The following is a 16,006-nucleotide window of genomic DNA, read 5'->3' as shown; positions in this document are numbered from 1 at the left end:
CCTCCACGCCGCCGCCCGGGACCGTTCCCGTCGTCGCGGCTAGCGCCGGAAGAGCCCCACCGACCACCGGATCGGCCGGCCCTCGACGGAAGACTCCACGAACGGCTTGACAGTGATCGTCATGGGCTTGCCCTTGCGGCTCTTGAACAACGTCATGGCCATGGGGTACGGCCCCTTCTCCCACACGGCGCAGCCGCCGGCCGCGCCGGTGTCCTTGCCGTCGATCTCGTACCTGAACCACAGGCGGGCGCCCAGGTCACCGGTGCAGACCGCGTCCAGGCCGATCTGGCCGCCGTCACCGCGCACCCGGAACTTCAGGGACGTCCTCCCCGGCCAGGTCCCGGTCCCGGTGTCCGCCAGCTTCCAGCCGGCGCTGGTCCGGGGGAACGCCTTGGGCGCGGCGGGCTGGACCGGCTGTTGCGGGGGCGTCCACTCGTAGACGGCCAGGTCCCAGGGGACGCGCTCCGGTGTCACCGGGCGACAGGGATTCTTGGGGTCGGGCCGCCCGCAGGTCGAGCCGTGCGTGGTCGTGTCGAAGGTGATCGTGGCCCGGCCCAGGCCCGCGGGCACGGTCAGCGGCTCAAGCCGGCGCTGGGGCTGCCGGCCGCGCGCGCAGATGAGGCCGCCGTTCGTCGTCGGCCGGCCGTCGATGCGGATCTGGATGCCGGAGGGCGCCTCGCCCCGCGGGGTGCACACTCCGGCCACGTCCAGCGGCTTGCCGGTGACCGGGATCGTGACGGTGGCCTTCCTGCTGCCCGTCGCGCCGATCGAGGTCATGGCCAGGCGCCGGTAGACGGTCCCGTCGGGCGCGGTGAACGTCTCCGGCAGCTTCGGCGTGGGGGTGTCCCCGGCCGGTGTCGCGGCGGAGTCCACGGCCACCGTCGTGTCGCCGCGCTGACCGGGCCCGCCTGGCAGGACCACGACGCCCAGCACGGCGGCCACGGCCGCCGCCGCGGTTCCGGTCGCCAGGAGCCGCCGGCGCCGCCGGATCCGGCCGATGCGGGCCCGCACCTGCTCGTGGCGGGCCGGGTTGGGCGGGGGAGCGGCGTCGCCGTGCTCGCGCAGGACGTCCCGCAGGTCGCGTACGGTCATCGGGAGACCTCCTCCAGGATCGATTCGTCCACGCGCAGCTTGGCCAGGGCCTTGGCGGTCTGGCTCTTGACCGTCCCGGTCCCGCAGCCGAGCGTCCGCGCCACCTCGGCCACCGGCAGGTCCTCGTAGAAGCGCAGCACGATCACCGCGCGCTGCCGGGCCGGGAGGCGGCCGACCGCCCTCCACAGCGACTCCCGGTCGCCGGCGCGCTCGGCGCCGCCGTCCACGGGCGTGTCCGGCAGGTCGTCGCTGGGCAGCTCGCGCCGCCACTTCCGCCGCCACCACGAGGTGTACGTCGTGACCAGCACCCGGCGCACGTACGCCTCCGGGTCCTCCACGCCGGGCCAGGCGAACCACACCTTGGCCAGGGACTCCTGCAGCAGGTCCTCGGCCAGCGCCCAGTCGCGGGTCAGCAGGTAGGCCGTGCGTAACAGGCGGTCCGACCGCGCCTGCACGAATTCCTGATAGATCGCTCTGTCCGCCACCAGTCCGCCTCCCGCCGGCGCGGCGCGCCGCACGCGTGTCCCGCGGCCCTCCCGGTGAGGGCCACTGCGGCTAGTGACGCATCGACGCGCCCGCCCGGTTGCCCGCCCGGGGAGACCGTCAGGTGGCGCGGCCCGAGCGCGTGATCGCGAACGGCACCAGCTCGCCCAGCCCGCGTACCGACAGCTTGCTGACCGGGCGCAGCTCGAAGGCGCGGTCGCCCTCCAGCTCCTCGGCCATCTCCGGGTCGGCCAGGATGGTGCCCGGCCGGGCCAGCGCCGTGAGCCTGCTGGCCAGGTTGACCGTCGTGCCGAACACGTCGCCCATCCGCCAGATCACCGGCCCCGCGGCCAGCCCCACCCGCAGCTCCGGCATGCCGCGGACCTTGGCGTGCGTCTCCAGCAGCCGCAGCCCGATCTCGGCGGTCTCGTGGGCCTTGCCCGAGACGAACAGCACCGAGTCGCCGAGCGTCTTGACCACCCGGCCGCCGGAGGAGGTCACGACGTCGGCCGACCGGCCCTCGAAGCGGTCGACCAGCGTGGCCAGCTCCCGCTCGGTGATCTGCCGGCTCAGCCGGGTGAACCCGACGAGGTCGGCGAAGCCGACGGCCAGGCGTACCGCGCTGTGGTCCTGGTCGACCATGCGCCCGGCCGCGGCGGCGAGCTGCCGCTGCCACGAGTAGACGAGCAGCCGCGCGAGCGGCGGCACCACCCGGTCGGCCCGGCGGCGCCAGGCGCGGGCCCGCTCGGCCAGCGGCACGCCCGCCTGGTCCAGCTCCTCGGCGCCGAGCTGCGCCTGCGACTCGGCCAGCCGCGTGGTGGCCCGGCCCAGCGAGCGGGCGATGAGCAGCACGTGCTCCTCGTCGTAGACGCCGGAGCTGACCATGCCGAGCAGGGTCTTCAGGGCCTCCACGTCGGCGTCGGTGAACTCGACGGCGTCGTCGGCCACGTTGGGGAAGCCGAGCGCGCGCCAGAACCGGCGCGCGCGGTAGACCGGCACCCCGGCCATCTCCGCGACCTGGTGGCTGGTGTAGCGACGGGGCTCGCGCAGGAACGCCTCGGCGAGCCCGTCCGAATCCTCGCGAGCCACGGCTGCAAGATACACCGTTAACGGCAGATAGCGCGTCCAAATCCCAAGGTGACCGGACGTGTCCCGCTCCATACCGAGCGCCGGGACCGGACCCGGCCCGGCGGGCGCGGGCCTACTCCGGCACGGCGTTCGGCTGGTCCAGCAGGGCGCGCAGCGCGGGGCGCTCGGCCGCCGGCACGTACCCCGCGTAGTAGTCGTACATCGTCCGCCGCGCCAGCCGCGCCGCGAGCGGGCCGTCGCCGTCGCGCACGGCGGCCAGCACCTCCTCGTGGTGGCGGATGCTGCGCCGCATCAGCGCCTCCCGGTCGGGCGCGTCGGCGAGCCGGTCGGCGACCAGGCCGAGCACGATCGAGCGCACGACCTCGACGCAGATCTGGATGAGCTTGTTGCCGCTGGCGCGCGCCACCGCGTCGTGGAAGGCCACGTCGGCGGCGCTGAACGCGTCGTAGCCCTCCGTGACCGCCTCGCGCATCCGCTCGATGGCCGCCTGCATCTCGGCGAGCTGACCGGCGGTGCGCAGCCGGGCCGCGAGCAGGTTCGCCGACCCGTCGAGCACCATGCGGAACTGCACCAGCTCACCCAGCGACAGGCCCTCGACCCGGGCCAGCGAGGCCATGGACTTCTGCAGCGCGTCGGGGCTGAACGGCAGGACCTCGGCGCCGTTCGGGTCGCCGGGACGCGAGCGCACCAGGCCGCGCGCCTGGAGCACGCGCAGCGCCTCGCGCACCGTGGACCGGCTGACCGAGAACTGGCCCATCAGGTCGCGCTCGCTCGGCAGCCGCTGCCCGGGGGACAGGGCGCCGCTCTCGATGGCCTGCTCGACCTGCTCCACGATCCGCTCATAGGCGCGTACGGTGCGCACCGGCTCGAAGCGTGGACCACTCATGAAGCCCCCTTGACCTGAGCCGTCGTCGGCTGGCAGTGTGCGTAGCCTACTGGTCCGACCAGTGCACTAGCCAGGGCACTAGCCAGGAGGCTTGAACATGAGGCGCATCGGCATCTGGATCGCCCTGGGCGGTCTCCTGCTGGGCACGGCGGCGTGCGGCGGCGGCTCCGGCGGCCGCTCCGGCGGGACGGCCGCGAAGGAGTCGCTGTCGGTCGGGTTCGTCGCCGAGCCGGCCAATCTCGACTTCACCTCGACCGAGGGCGCCGCGATCCCGCAGGCGCTGCTCGTCAACGTCTACGAGGGTCTGGTCAAGCTCGACCAGGACGGCAGGATCCAGCCGTTGCTGGCCGAGAAGTGGGACGTCTCGCCCGACCGCAAAACCTACACCTTCACCCTCCGCAAGAACGTCACGTTCAGCAGCGGGGCCCCGTTCACGGCCGACGACGTCGTCTTCTCGCTCGGCCGCGTGAGGACAGACTGGAAGCTGAAGATCAAGTCGCAGTTCGACGTCATCGACAAGGTGGACAAGAAGGACGACACGACGGCGGTCGTCACGCTCAAGCGGCCCAGCAACGGCTTCCTCTACGCGCTGGCCACCCGGCTCGGCGCGATGTTCAGCCGCACCGGCGTCGCCGACCTGGCCAACAAGCCCGTCGGCACCGGCCCCTACCAGCTCGGCGCCTGGAAGCGGGGCGACTCGATCCGGCTCGACGCCAACCCGAAGTACTGGGGGACCAAGCCGGCCGCCGGCACCGTGACGCTGAAGTACTTCAAGGACGCCACGGCCATGAACAACGCGCTGCTGACCGGCGGCATCGACGTCATCTCCAGCGTCCAGGCGCCCGAGTCGCTGCAGCAGTTCGCCGACCCCAACCGGTTCACCACGGTCGAGGGCACCACCAACGGCGAGGTGGTCCTGTCGCTGAACAACGGCCGGCCGCCGTTCGACGACAAGAAGGCGCGCCAGGCCGTCCGGTACGCGATCGACCACAAGGCGCTGCTCGACACGGCCTGGGCCGGGCGCGGCAAGCTGATCGGCTCCATGGTCCCGCCCACCGACCCCTGGTACGAGGACCGCACCGGCGACTACCCGTACGACCCCGCCAAGGCCAAGGAGCTGCTCGGCGGCAAGACGTACACGGTCAAGATGCGCATCCCCAACCTGCCGTACGCCGTGGCCTCCGCCCAGGTGGTCAAGTCGCAGCTCGCGCAGGTGGGCATCACGGCCGACATCGAGCCGCTGGAGTTCCCAGCCCGCTGGCTGGACGTGGTGTTCAAGCAGGGCGACTACGACATGTCCATCATCAACCACGTCGAGCCCCGCGACATGGGCATATTTGCTGACAAGTCCTACTACTTCAGGTACGACAACCCCGCGTTCGGCAAGCTCCTCGCCTCCGCCGACGAGGGCAGCGAGCAGCAGCAGACCGACGACCTCAAGCAGGCCGCCAAGCTGCTGTCCGACGACGCCGCCGCCGACTGGCTGTTCCTGTTCCCCAACCTGATCGTGGCCAAGAAGGGCGTCACCGGGCTGCCCCAGAACGCCATCGCCGAGTCCTTCGACTTCACCGGGCTCGCCAAGCAGTGATCGTCTACCTGCTCAAGCGGCTGGCGGTGCTCCTCGCGAGCGTCGCCGCCGCGGGCGTGGCGGTCTTCGCGTTCATGGCCGTGCTGCCCGGCGACCCCGCCGAGATCGCGCTCGGCGTCAACGCCACGCCCGAGGCGGTCGCCGAGCTGCGCGCCCGCTTCGGCACCGACCGGCCGCCCGCCGCCCAGTTCCTCGACTGGTTCGGCGGGCTGGCCCACGGCGACTTCGGCACCTCCTACGTCACCAGCTCGCCCATCGGCCCGCAGATCGCCGAGCGCCTCGGCGTCACCACGGTGCTCGTGCTCGGCGGCATGGTGGTGGCGCTGATCGTCGCCGTGCCGGCCGGCACGTTCGCCGCCGTCCACCACCGCGACCCCCTGGGCGCGGCCATCAGCGCGGTCAGCCAGGTCGGCATCGCGATCCCCGCGTTCCTGGCGGGCATCCTGCTGGTGTTCGTCTTCGCGGTGAAGGCGCAGGCGCTGCCCTCGGGCGGCTACGTGCCGATCGCCGACGACCCCGCCGAGTGGCTGCGGAGCCTGCTGCTGCCGTGGCTGTCGCTCGGCCTCGTGCAGGGCGCCGTCCTCACCCGGTACGTGCGCAGCGCCGTGCTCGACGTGATGCGCGAGGACTACCTGCGCACGGCCCGCGCCAAGGGCCGCGGCCGCATGGGCGCCCTGTGGCGGCACGGCCTGCGCAACGCCTCCATCCCCGTGGTGACCGTGCTCGGCCTCCAGCTCGCCACCCTGCTGATCGGCGCCGTGGTGGTGGAGCGGGTGTTCGTCATCCCGGGGCTCGGCGACCTGCTGCTCAACGGCGTCGCCGGGCGCGACCTGCTGCTCGTCCAGGGGGTGGTGATGGTGCTGGTGGCCGCCGTCTTGCTGATCAACTTCGTGGTGGACGTCTGCTACGCCGTCCTCGACCCGCGGCTGCGGGGCGCCCGATGAGCGGCCGGCGCCTCAACCTCGGCCTGGTGACCGGCGGCGCGCTGGTCGGCGTCGTCGTGGCCGCCGCGCTCGTGTCCTTCGTGTGGACGCCGCACGACCCCACCCTCGTCGACGCGGCCGGCAAGCTGCGCGAGCCCGGCGGCGGTTACCTGCTCGGCGCCGACAAGTTCGGCCGCGACACGCTCAGCCAGCTCATGGTCGGCGCCCGCACCACGCTCTACGTGGGGGTGGTCGCCGTGGGCATCGCCGCCGTCGTCGGCACGCCGCTGGGCGTGGCCGCCGGCATGGCGCCCCGCTCGCGGGGCTGGCTCTCGGAGCTGATCATGCGGGTCAACGACCTCGTGTTCGCGTTCCCGGCGCTGCTGCTGGCCGTCATGCTGGGCGCCGTCTACGGGGCGGGCACGCTGACCGCGATGATCGCGATCGGGGTGGCCACCGTGCCCGCGTTCGCCCGGGTGGCCAGGGCGGCGACGATGCAGGTCATGGTGACCGACTACGTGCTGGCCGCGCGGGCGGCCGGCCGCCGCGGCCCGGCCATCGCCGTGCGGCACGTGCTGCCGAACATCGGCTCGGTGCTCATCGTCCAGGCGTCGGTGTCGTTCGCCATCGCCATCCTGGCGGAGGCGGCGCTGTCGTTCCTCGGTTTCGGCACCCGCCCGCCCACGCCGTCGTGGGGGCGCATGCTCCAGGAGTCGCAGGAGCTGCTGTTCTCCACGCCCCGCCTGGCCCTGTGGCCGGGGCTGGCCATCGCGCTGGCCGTCCTCGGCTTCAACCTGCTGGGCGACGGTCTGCGCGACCACCTCGACCCGAAGCTGAGGAGTGCCCGTGGTTAGGGGGAGCCGTGCTGACGGTTGAGGGCTTGAGCGTGCGGGCCGAGGACCTGGAGCTGGTGCGGGAGGTGTCGTTCGGCATCGGGCCGGGCGAGCGGGTCGGCCTCATCGGTGAGTCGGGCTCCGGCAAGTCGCTGACCGCGCTCGCGCTCATGGGGCTGCTGCCCGACGGCGTCACCGCGTCCGGCACGGCCAGGCTGGGTGATCGCGACCTGGTGGGCGTGCCCGAGCGGAGGCTCAAGGACCTGCGCGGCCGTACGGTGTCGATGGTCTTCCAGGAGCCGATGACCGCGCTCAACCCCCTGATGCGGGTCGGCGCGCAGGTCGCCGAGGTCATGACCCTGCACGGCGTCGCCAAGGGCCGCGCCCGCGAGCGCGCCGCCGAGCTGCTCGGCCGGGTCCGCCTGCCCGACCCGGAGCGGATCGCCCGCTCCTACCCGCACCAGCTCTCCGGCGGCCAGCGCCAGCGCGTCATGCTGGCCATCGCCCTGGCCAACGAGCCCGACCTGCTCATCTGCGACGAGCCGACCACCGCGCTCGACGTGACCGTGCAGAAGCAGATGCTGGAGCTCATCGCCGAGGTCGCGCCCGCGCTGCTGTTCATCACGCACGACCTCGCCGTCGTCGCCTCGCTCTGCGAGCGGGTGCTGGTCATGTACGGCGGGCGGGTCGTCGAGAGCGGGCCCCTGCGCGAGGTGTTCAAGCACCCCCGCCACCGCTACACCGAGGGCCTGCTGGCCGCCTCCCGGCTGCCGCCGCGCGGCACTCGCCTGGCCACCATCCCGGGCGCCGTGCCCGCCGCCGGGCGCTTCCCCGGGGGCTGCGTGTTCCGCGACCGCTGCGCCCACGCCACCGAGACCTGCGAGACCGCCCCCGACCTGACGGGCCCCGAGGAGCCGACGGGCCCCGAGGAGCCGACGGGCCCCGCTGAGCTGACGGGCCCGGAGCCGAGAGGAGACGGTCATGCCTTCGCCTGCTGGCACCCCCGAGGCTGACCCCGTGCGCGCCCCCGCCGGTGGCCCCGCCCGCGAGCCGCTGATCGAGGCGCGCGACCTCACCCGCGTCTACCGCCGCCCCCGCACCTCCCTCACCCGCCCCGGCGAGGCCGTGCACGCGCTCAAGGGCGTGTCGCTGACCGTCCACCGGGGCGAGCGCTTCGGCATCGTGGGCGAGTCCGGCTCGGGCAAGTCCACGCTGCTGCGCCTGCTGTGCGCCCTCGACCGGCCCACGAGCGGTTCCGTCACCTTCGCCGGCCGGGAGGTGGCGGGCCTGCCGGAGCGGTCGCTGCGCTTCCTGCGGCGCAGCCTCCAGATCGTCTTCCAGGACCCGATGAGCTCCCTCGACCCGCGCATGCGGGTGCGCGACCTCGTCGCCGAGCCGCTCGTGGCGCTCGGCGAGCCCGTGGGCGGCCGGGTCGCCGAGCTGCTGGACGCGGTCGGCCTGCCCGCCTCGGCGGCCGATCGCTACCCGCACCAGTTCTCCGGCGGGCAGCGCCAGCGCATCGCGATCGCCCGCGCGCTCGCCCCCCGCCCCGAGGTGCTCGTCGCCGACGAGCCGGTCAGCGCCCTCGACGTGTCGGTACGCGGCCAGATCCTCAACCTGCTCGCCGACCTCGCCGACGAGCTGGGGCTCACCCTCGTCTTCGTCTCGCACGACCTGGCCGTGGTCCGGCACCTGTGCGAGAGCGTCGCGGTCGTCCACGACGGGCTGATCGTGGAGACCGGCCCGGTGGACGACGTCTGGGAGGCGCCGGGCCACCCGTACACGCGGGCGCTGCTGGCGGCCGTGCCGACCCTGGAGGGACTGCTGTGATCGACGTCGACGCCCGGGGAGTCGTGGAGTTCACCCAGGCGCTGGTGCGCATCCCCAGCACCAACGACCCGGCGCGCGGACGCTGCGAGCGGCCGGCCGCCGAGCTGGTCGAGGCGCGGATGCGGGAGTGGGGCTGGGAGCCGCGCGTGTACGAGGTCGAGCCCGGCCGGCCCAACGTGGTGGCCGTCGTCGAGGGCGGCGGCGGTGACGGGCCGACCCTCATGTTCGAGGGGCACACCGACGTGGTCACCGAGGGCGACCTGTCGAGCTGGACCGTGGACCCGTTCGGCGGCGAGATCCGCGACGGGAAGCTGTGGGGCCGGGGCAGCGCCGACATGAAGTCGGGCCTGGCCGCCGCCCTCTACGCCACGCGGGCGCTCCAGCTCGCCGGGCCGTTCCCCGGGCGGATCAAGGTGTGCGCGCTGGCCGACGAGGAGGGCCTGATGATCGGCGCCCACCACTTCGTCGCCGAGGGCCTGGCCGCCGACGTCGACGGCGCGATCGTGGCCGAGCCGGAGGCGGGCGAGATCTGCGCGGTCGCCAAGGGCGCGCTGCGGCTGCGCGTGGACCTCACCGGCAAGATGGCGCACGGCGCGATGCCGCAGCACGGGCGCAACCCCATCCAGGCCGTGGGCGCCCTGCTCGTGGGGCTGCGTTCCCTGGAGAAGGAGCTCCAGGCGGCGCATCCCGCGCACGAGCACCTGGGCGAGGTGTACGTGACGCCGACCGTGGTGCGGGCGGGCACCGAGGAGCAGGTCAACGTCATCCCGGCGGTCGCGTCGGTCTTCGTGGACGTGCGGACGATCCCCGGGCTCGCGCACGCGGACGTCGCCGCCCGGGTGCGGGAGCTGGCCTCCCACGACGGGATCGCGGCGGAGGTGTCGGTCCTCGTGGACCGGCCGCCGGTGGAGGTGCCCGTGGACGACCCCGTGGTCGCCGCGCTGGCCGCAGCGCACCGGGCCGTCACCGGCGAGGAGCCCGTCTACGGGGGCGTGCCCGGCTCGACCGACGGTACCGTCCTGACGCACTGGGGCGGCGTGCCGTCCGTCGTGTACGGGCCGGGCGGCAAGTGGATCGCCCACCAGGCCGACGAGTACGTCGAGGTGGAGGAGATCGTGCGCTGCGCCCGCGTCTTCGCCGAGGCCGCCCGCCGCTTCCTGACGCGGAGCGCCTCGTGAGCCCGGCGCGGGAGGCGGTCGTGGAGGCCGGGTGCTTCGCTGCGCGGAAGGCGGTCGTCAGGGGCGGGCGGTTCGCGGCCGGGAGGGCGTCGTGAAGGCCGGGCGGGCGAACGCCCTGGTCGACGTGGCCGGGCTGCGCGTCGGGCACGCCGAGCGGGTCGGCGACGGCTACCGCACGGGCACGACCGTCGTGCTCGCGCCCCCGGGCGGCATGGTCGCCGGGGTGGACGTGCGCGGCGCCGCGCCCGGCACCCGCGAGACCGAGCTGCTCGACCCGCGCAACCTCGTCGAGCGGGTCCACGCGGTCACGCTCACCGGCGGCAGCGCGTACGGCCTGAGCGCCGCCTGCGGCGTCATGGAGCGGCTGGCCGACGCCGGGATCGGCTTCCCCGTCGAGGGCGGCGTGGTGCCCATCGTGCCCGCCGCCGTCATCTACGACCTCGGGCGCGGCGGCCGGTTCCGCGCCGTGCCGGACGCCGCGCTGGGCGCCGCCGCCTACGACGCCGCCTCGCCCGCCGAGGCGCGCAACGGGTCGGTCGGCGCGGGCGCCGGCGCCGTGGCGGGCGGGCTGGCCGGGGGCGTCGGCACGGCCAGCGCCGTGCTGCCCTCCGGCGTGACCGTCGCCGCGCTGGCCGTGGTCAACGCCGCCGGTTCGGTGCTCGACCCGGGCCGCGCCTTCCTGTCCGGCACCCGGTACGGCCTGCCCGGCGAGTTCGGGCCGCTGCGCGAGCCGTCGGCCGAGGAGTCGGACGCCTGGCGGCCCGCCGCCGTCACCTCGTTCAACACCACGATCGGCGTCGTCGCCACCGACCTGACCCTGACCAAGGCGCAGTGCGGCAAGCTGGCCGGCGTCGCCCACGACGGGCTGGCCCGCGCGATCCGGCCGGCCCACACCATGGTCGACGGCGACACCGTCTTCGGGCTGGCCACCTGCGGCGAGCCCGCGCCGGACCCCGACGGGCTGCAGGACCTGCTCGCCGCCGGGGCCGACGTGTTCAGCCGGGCCGTGGCGCACGCCATGCTCGCCGCGACCGGCCGCGAGGGCGCGCCCGCGTACCTCGACGTGTTTCCCAGCGCTCGAGGGGGAGTGGCGTGACGGTGGACGATCTGAAGGGGGCGTGGCCGTCCGGGCTGCCCGTGGGCGACGGATGGGCGGAGACGGGGCAGGAGCGCGAGGTCGTCTTCCCGTACGACGGCTCGGTGGTGGCGAGCTCGCCGGTCGGCACGCCGGACCTGGCCCGGCGCGCCGTCGAGGAGGCGCTGGCGGTGGCGCCGGCCATGGCCGCGCTGCCCTCGCACGCCCGCCGCGCCGCGCTCATGGGCGCGCACGACGCGCTCGCGGCCCGCCGGGAGGACGTCGAGCGGCTGCTCGTGCTGGAGACCGGCAAGCCGCTGGTGGACTGCCGGGTGGAGGTTGCCCGCACGCTGGTCACGCTCGCCACGGCGGCCGAGGAGGTGGCCCGGCTGCACGGCGAGACCGTGCCGCTCGACCTGCTGCCCTCGGGCGAGGGGCTGGTCGGCTTCTGGACCCGGCGGCCGATCGGCGTGGTGGTCGGCATCACCGGCTTCAACTACCCGCTGCTGCTGGCCGCCCACAAGATCGCCCCCGCGGTGGCCGCGGGCTGCCCGGTGATCGTCAAGCCGGCTCCCGCGACGCCCCTGGCCACGCTCTGGCTCGTGCACCTGCTGCGCTCGGCGGCCGGGCTTCCCCCGGCCGGGGTGCAGCTCGTCACCGGCGACGTCGAGGTCGGGCGGACGCTGGTGGAGGACCGGCGGATCGGCGCGGTGTCGTTCACCGGCTCGGCCGCCGCCGGCCACGCCATCGCACGGGCCGCCGCGCCCACCAAGGTCCTGCTGGAGCTCGGCTCGAACGCCGCGCTCGTGGTGGCCGCCGACGCCGACCTGGAGGCCGCCGCGGACGCGGTGGTGCGGGGCGGCTACTACGCCTCCGGCCAGGCGTGCATCTCGGTGCAGCGGGTGCTGGTGGAGGAGCCGGCGCGCGAGGCGTTCGTGGCGCTGCTGGCCGAGCGGGTGAAGGACGTCGTCGCGGGCGACCCGCGCTCGCCGCAGACCCGGGTCGCGCCGCTGATCGACCCGGCCGCCACCGAGCGGGTGCTCGGCTGGGTGCGGGAGTCGGGCGGCACGCTCGTCACGGGCGGCGTCCGCGACGGCCGGGCCATCGCGCCGACGGTGCTGGCGGACGTGCCGGACGGGGCCGCCGCGTGGGACGAGGAGATCTTCGGCCCGGTCGTGTGCGTGCGCTCCGTGCCGGACCTCGACGCCGCCTTCGCCGCGGTCAACGCCTCCCGGTACGGCCTGCACGCCGCGGTCTTCACCCGCTCGCTGGCCACGGCGTTCGCCGCGATCGAGCGCATCGAGGCCGGGGGCGTGGTGGTCAACGACGTGCCCGGGTTCCGGGCGGACAACATGCCGTACGGGGGCGTCAAGGACTCGGGCGCCGGGCGGGAGGGCCCCCGCTTCGCCATCGAGGAGCTCACGGTCACCCGCATGGCGATCATCCGCCCCTGACCTCGGGTACGGGGTCCAGCACGGCGCGGCAGGCGCGGGCCACCAGCTCGTCGACCAGCGGAGGGGGAGGCTGCCCGGCCATCAGGTGGCGCCGCACGGCCCCGTAGGGCAGGTCGACCACGGCGAAGAGCAGCCGCTCGCGGCCCACGCCGGGAAGGCGGGCCGCGCACGCGTCGAGCGCCGCCGCCAGGCCGGTGTTGACGCCCTCCAGCTGGCCGGCCAGCTCGCCGGGCCACCGCGCGACCAGCTCCCGGCGGTGGAGCAGCACCGTCGCCGCCTCGGCCAGGTGGTCGCGGCACCAGCGCGGGGTGTGCAGGGCGGCCGCCTCCACGTCCCCCGCCGCCAGCGCCTCGATCACGCCGTGCTGGAAGCGGCGCACGCCGCGCAGCCACAGCGCGGCCATCAGCAGGTCGCGCGAGGCGAAGCGATGGTAGAGCGAGCCGGTCGGCGCGCCCAGCCGCCCGGCGATGGCGGCCATGGTGGCCGCGGCGGGCCCCTCCTCGGCGGTGATCGCCATCGCCGTGTCCAGGATCCGGTCCTCGGTGAACTTGCCCGGCCTTCCCACCCGCCGCCTCCCGTGATATTAGATGATTGATTCTAGAATCTACCATCTAAAAAAGGGAGGGCGGCATGAGCCGATCCACCGAGATCGTCCAGCGTTTCTATGAGGCGACCCAGGCGGGGGACGGGGCCGGGATCCTCGCGGTCCTGCATCCCGCGTTCGAGGCGCGCACCGCGCCCGGCCTGCCGTGCGGCGCCGGCGGCTCCTTCCACGGCCCGCGGGAGGCGATGGCCGGGATCTGGGGCCCGATCAACGCCGCGTTCGCCACCGCCCCGTACGCCGAGCGGTGGCACGAGGCCGCCGACGGCACCGTGGTCGTCGCGGGCACCTACCGGGGCGTGGCCCGCTCGACCGGCCGGGCGTACGAGGCCGAGTTCGTCCACCTGTGGGAAGTCGCCGACGGCCGGATCAGCCGCCTGCACCAGTACACCGACACGGCGCGCTGGCACGAGGCGCTCGCCCCGGCCGCCTGAGGCGAGGAGGCGAGGAGGGTCACAGGCCGGAGCCGCCCGTGGCGTCCACGATGCGGCCCGTCACCCAGCGGGCGTCGTCCGAGGCGAGGAACGCGACGACGTCCGCGATGTCCTCCGGCCGCCCCACGCGGCCGAGCGCCGCCACCGACGCGGCGCGCTCCCACGCCTCCGGGTCGCCGCGCAGCCAGCTCGCGTTGACGTCGGTGTCCACGATGCCGGGCGCGACCGAGTTGACCGTGATGCCGCGCGGCCCGAGCGCCTTGGCCAGGGTGAGGGTGAACGTGTCGAGGGCCCCCTTGGTGGAGCTGTAGGCGATGATCTCGGGCATCGCGATGCGGGCGGCGCCGCTGGAGACGTTGACGATCCGGCCGCCGTCGCGCAGCCGGCCCAGCCCCTCCTTGACGATGAAGAACGGCGCCCGCACGTTCACCGCGAACACCCGGTCGAACTCCTCCTCGCTCAGCCCGCCAAGGTCGGAGCTGGTCGCCACGGCCGCGTTGTTGACGATGACGTCCACGCCCCCGCCGGGCGCGAACTCCTCGACCGCGGCGTCGAACGCCTCCCACAACGCGGCCGCGTCACCGTGCCGGCCCAGCTCGGCCTGGATCGCGAACGCCCGGCCGCCGTCCTTGCCGATCCGGGCGACGACCTCCTCGGCCGCGGCGGTGTCACGGGCGTAGGCCACGGCCACCACCGCGCCGTCGCGGCCCAGCCGCTCCGCGATCGCCCGGCCGATGCCCCTGCCGCCTCCGGTGACCAGCGCGACCTTGCCGTCAAGACTCCTGCTCATGGATGCTCTCCATTTCTTGAGTAATCGCTCAAGAAAGACGGTAGCACGATTTGTTGAGTGGTCGCTCTAGAATGCGGGCATGACGACGGGCACAGGGGCCGCGCCGGGCCGGCGGGCGGCGCGGGGCAGGCCGCGGGGGTTCGACCGCGAGGCGGCGCTCGCCGCCGCCACGCTGCTGTTCTGGCGGCGCGGGTACGAGGCCACCTCGGTCGGTGAGCTGACCGAGGCGATGGGCATCCGGCCGGGCAGCCTGTACGCCGCCTTCGGCGACAAGAAGGCCCTGTTCAGGGAGGCCGTGGCCGCCTACGGCCGCTCACCGGCAGGCGCGTTCATGGGCGTGGCGCTGGAGGAGGAGCCCACCGCGCGGGGCGCGTTCGCCCGCATCCTGCGCGAGGCCGCCGCGATCTACGCCGACCCGTCGCACCCCGCCGGATGCCTGACCATCTGCGCCGCCACCAACGTGAGCGTCGAGGACGAGGAGGTGGCGGCGTTCCTGCGCGAGCTGCGCAACGCCAACCTGGTCACCTTCGAGGCGCGGCTGCGCGCCGCCCAGCGCGACGGCGAGCTGCCGGAGGACGCCGACCCGCGAGCGCTGGCCTCCTACTTCGCGACGATCATCCAGGGCATGTCCCAGCGCTCCCTCGACGGCGCGACGGCGGCCGAGCTGGCCGCCACGGCCGACCTGGCCCTCGCGGCCTGGCCCGCCTGAGCGGATCGGCCCGCCTGAGCGGATCGGCCCGCCTGAGCGGATCGGCCCGGCGGGTTCGGGGATCGGGCCGCGGATGTGACAGTGGAGTCATGGATCATGTCGCCCACTTCCATCGCGAGATCACGGCGTTCCGGAACGCGACGTCCCGAGCGGCCGTCATGGACGGCGCGCCCCTGGTGCCGTCGTGTCCGGGCTGGTCCGTCGCGGACCTGATCGTCCATCTGGGCGGGGTGCACCGCGGGCTGACCCGCATCATCGAGGACGGGCTGAGCGGCCTGCCCGACACGAGCGACCTGTCCTTCCTCCGGTTGCCCGCCGACCTCACGGGCTGGCCGCGGCCCGAGAACGCCCCCAACCGCGGGCCGATCCCGCGCGGGCTCGGCGAGTGGTTCGCCGAAGGGGCCGCGCTGCTGGAGGAGCGGTTCAGGGCGCACGACCCCGCGACGCCCGCCTGGACCTGGTCGGCGGAGCGGAGCGTCGGCTTCTGGACGCGGATGCAGGCCATCGAGGCGGCCGTGCACCGGTGGGACGCCGAGAGCGCGCTCGGCGCGGCCGGCCCCATGGACCCCGAGCTGGCCGCCGACGCCGTGACCCAGACCTTCCAGGTCATGGCGCCGGCGCGGCGCGGCTGGACGCAGGCGCCTCCAGGACTGGGAGAGCGGTACCGCTTCCGGCAGGGCGACGGCCCCGGCGTGTGGACGGTCCGCTTCGACGCCGACGCCATCCACCTCAGCGCGAGCCCGCCGGGCGCCGACGCGGGACCCACCGCCGACAGCCCTGCAACCGACGGCCCTGTCACCGACGGCCTCGCCACCGACGGCCTCGCCACCGACGGCGCCGCCGCCGACGGCGCCGCCGCCGACGGCCTCGCCGCCGACGGCCCTGCCGACGCCGGCCCGGCCGATGTGGAGGTGACGGGGACGGCGTCGGACCTCATGCTCTACCTGTGGCGGCGGATCCCCGAGGATCGGCTGGAGGTGCGCGGCGACCCGAGGTTGCTGGACCGCTACTTCGTCCTCGTCCCCCCGGTCTGAGCGCGCG

At 74.6% G+C, this 16,006-nt stretch carries 17 protein-coding genes; 11 read left to right on the top strand and 6 right to left on the bottom strand.

What is annotated here, in order from left to right; translation table 11 throughout:
- Positions 1-39 precede the first annotated feature (39 nt).
- The 4 genes from HD595_RS43175 to HD595_RS43160 form a co-directional block, all read right to left on the bottom strand.
- Positions 40-1,092: a hypothetical protein gene (locus HD595_RS43175; RefSeq protein ID WP_253780027.1), complete on the bottom strand. Its 1,053-nt coding sequence runs from the start codon at positions 1,090-1,092 to the stop codon at positions 40-42.
- The gene (locus HD595_RS43170) at positions 1,089-1,577 is read right to left on the bottom strand and encodes a SigE family RNA polymerase sigma factor (protein ID WP_253780024.1); all 489 of its coding nucleotides are present in this window, start codon (positions 1,575-1,577) and stop codon (positions 1,089-1,091) included. The genes HD595_RS43175 and HD595_RS43170 overlap by 4 nt, the downstream gene beginning before the upstream one ends.
- A gap of 118 nt (positions 1,578-1,695) precedes the next feature.
- Positions 1,696-2,664 carry an adenylate/guanylate cyclase domain-containing protein gene (locus HD595_RS43165; RefSeq protein ID WP_253780021.1) on the bottom strand — a complete coding sequence of 323 codons (969 nt, stop codon included), beginning with the start codon at positions 2,662-2,664 and terminating at the stop codon, positions 1,696-1,698.
- 112 nt (positions 2,665-2,776) lie between these two features.
- Positions 2,777-3,550 (bottom strand): FadR/GntR family transcriptional regulator, encoded by a 774-nt coding sequence (locus tag HD595_RS43160; protein ID WP_253780018.1) that lies wholly within the window; start codon positions 3,548-3,550, stop codon positions 2,777-2,779.
- 97 nt (positions 3,551-3,647) lie between these two features.
- Between HD595_RS43160 and HD595_RS43155 the strand changes: the two genes are divergently transcribed.
- The 8 genes from HD595_RS43155 (at position 3,648) to HD595_RS43120 (ending at position 12,431) form a co-directional block, all read left to right on the top strand.
- Positions 3,648-5,138, top strand: coding sequence for an ABC transporter substrate-binding protein (locus HD595_RS43155; protein WP_253780016.1), 1,491 nt, complete (start codon positions 3,648-3,650; stop codon positions 5,136-5,138).
- A complete protein-coding gene (locus HD595_RS43150) occupies positions 5,135-6,082 on the top strand; it encodes an ABC transporter permease (protein ID WP_253780014.1) in 948 nt (315 codons plus the stop codon). Before HD595_RS43155 ends, HD595_RS43150 begins: the two co-directional genes overlap by 4 nt.
- On the top strand, positions 6,079-6,915 hold the full coding sequence (locus HD595_RS43145; RefSeq protein ID WP_253780012.1) for an ABC transporter permease: 837 nt from the start codon (positions 6,079-6,081) through the stop codon (positions 6,913-6,915). The genes HD595_RS43150 and HD595_RS43145 overlap by 4 nt, the downstream gene beginning before the upstream one ends.
- An 8-nt stretch (positions 6,916-6,923) precedes the next feature.
- A complete protein-coding gene (locus HD595_RS43140) occupies positions 6,924-7,907 on the top strand; it encodes an ABC transporter ATP-binding protein (RefSeq protein ID WP_253780010.1) in 984 nt (327 codons plus the stop codon).
- The gene (locus HD595_RS43135; protein ID WP_253780008.1) at positions 7,876-8,724 is read left to right on the top strand and encodes an ATP-binding cassette domain-containing protein; all 849 of its coding nucleotides are present in this window, start codon (positions 7,876-7,878) and stop codon (positions 8,722-8,724) included. Before HD595_RS43140 ends, HD595_RS43135 begins: the two co-directional genes overlap by 32 nt.
- Positions 8,721-9,902: a M20 family metallopeptidase gene (locus HD595_RS43130; protein ID WP_253780006.1), complete on the top strand. Its 1,182-nt coding sequence runs from the start codon at positions 8,721-8,723 to the stop codon at positions 9,900-9,902. Before HD595_RS43135 ends, HD595_RS43130 begins: the two co-directional genes overlap by 4 nt.
- A 91-nt stretch (positions 9,903-9,993) precedes the next feature.
- The gene (locus tag HD595_RS43125) at positions 9,994-10,998 is read left to right on the top strand and encodes a P1 family peptidase (protein ID WP_253780003.1); all 1,005 of its coding nucleotides are present in this window, start codon (positions 9,994-9,996) and stop codon (positions 10,996-10,998) included.
- A complete protein-coding gene (locus HD595_RS43120; protein WP_253780001.1) occupies positions 10,995-12,431 on the top strand; it encodes an aldehyde dehydrogenase family protein in 1,437 nt (478 codons plus the stop codon). Before HD595_RS43125 ends, HD595_RS43120 begins: the two co-directional genes overlap by 4 nt.
- Here the strand turns inward: HD595_RS43120 and HD595_RS43115 are convergent.
- Positions 12,418-12,996, bottom strand: a complete 579-nt coding sequence (locus tag HD595_RS43115; protein WP_253779999.1) for a TetR/AcrR family transcriptional regulator — start codon at positions 12,994-12,996, stop codon at positions 12,418-12,420. The genes HD595_RS43120 and HD595_RS43115 overlap by 14 nt on opposite strands.
- Positions 12,997-13,061: 65 nt before the next feature.
- Here HD595_RS43115 and HD595_RS43110 point away from each other — a divergent pair, with 65 nt between their 5' ends.
- On the top strand, positions 13,062-13,466 hold the full coding sequence (locus HD595_RS43110; RefSeq protein WP_253779996.1) for a nuclear transport factor 2 family protein: 405 nt from the start codon (positions 13,062-13,064) through the stop codon (positions 13,464-13,466).
- Positions 13,467-13,485: 19 nt separating this feature from the next.
- On the opposite strand, the gene HD595_RS43105 is transcribed toward HD595_RS43110, so the two are convergent.
- Positions 13,486-14,256: an SDR family oxidoreductase gene (locus HD595_RS43105; RefSeq protein ID WP_253779994.1), complete on the bottom strand. Its 771-nt coding sequence runs from the start codon at positions 14,254-14,256 to the stop codon at positions 13,486-13,488.
- A 79-nt stretch (positions 14,257-14,335) separates the two neighbouring features.
- Here HD595_RS43105 and HD595_RS43100 point away from each other — a divergent pair, with 79 nt between their 5' ends.
- A complete protein-coding gene (locus HD595_RS43100; RefSeq protein WP_253779992.1) occupies positions 14,336-14,965 on the top strand; it encodes a TetR/AcrR family transcriptional regulator in 630 nt (209 codons plus the stop codon).
- 89 nt (positions 14,966-15,054) lie between these two features.
- Positions 15,055-15,999 (top strand): maleylpyruvate isomerase family mycothiol-dependent enzyme, encoded by a 945-nt coding sequence (locus tag HD595_RS43095; RefSeq protein WP_253779989.1) that lies wholly within the window; start codon positions 15,055-15,057, stop codon positions 15,997-15,999.
- Positions 16,000-16,006 lie beyond the last annotated feature (7 nt).

The organism is Nonomuraea roseoviolacea subsp. carminata, from assembly GCF_024172185.1.
Lineage (GTDB): Bacteria > Actinomycetota > Actinomycetes > Streptosporangiales > Streptosporangiaceae > Nonomuraea > Nonomuraea roseoviolacea.
The sequence above is the reverse complement of the archived record's forward strand: the minus strand, read 5'-3'. Positions and strand labels throughout refer to the sequence as shown.

Bases quoted from the DNA above. Each gene is read 5' to 3' on its own strand.
- HD595_RS43100 (WP_253779992.1), top strand. From the start codon at position 14,336: ATGACGACGGGCACAGGGGCCGCGCCGGGCCGGCGGGCGGCGCGGGGC.
- HD595_RS43160 (WP_253780018.1), bottom strand. From the start codon at position 3,550: ATGAGTGGTCCACGCTTCGAGCCGGTGCGCACCGTACGCGCCTATGAG.
- HD595_RS43175 (WP_253780027.1), bottom strand. From the start codon at position 1,092: ATGACCGTACGCGACCTGCGGGACGTCCTGCGCGAGCACGGCGACGCC.
- HD595_RS43095 (WP_253779989.1), top strand. From the start codon at position 15,055: ATGGATCATGTCGCCCACTTCCATCGCGAGATCACGGCGTTCCGGAAC.
- HD595_RS43135 (WP_253780008.1), top strand. From the start codon at position 7,876: ATGCCTTCGCCTGCTGGCACCCCCGAGGCTGACCCCGTGCGCGCCCCC.
- HD595_RS43110 (WP_253779996.1), top strand. From the start codon at position 13,062: ATGAGCCGATCCACCGAGATCGTCCAGCGTTTCTATGAGGCGACCCAG.
- HD595_RS43155 (WP_253780016.1), top strand. From the start codon at position 3,648: ATGAGGCGCATCGGCATCTGGATCGCCCTGGGCGGTCTCCTGCTGGGC.
- HD595_RS43145 (WP_253780012.1), top strand. From the start codon at position 6,079: ATGAGCGGCCGGCGCCTCAACCTCGGCCTGGTGACCGGCGGCGCGCTG.
- HD595_RS43105 (WP_253779994.1), bottom strand. From the start codon at position 14,256: ATGAGCAGGAGTCTTGACGGCAAGGTCGCGCTGGTCACCGGAGGCGGC.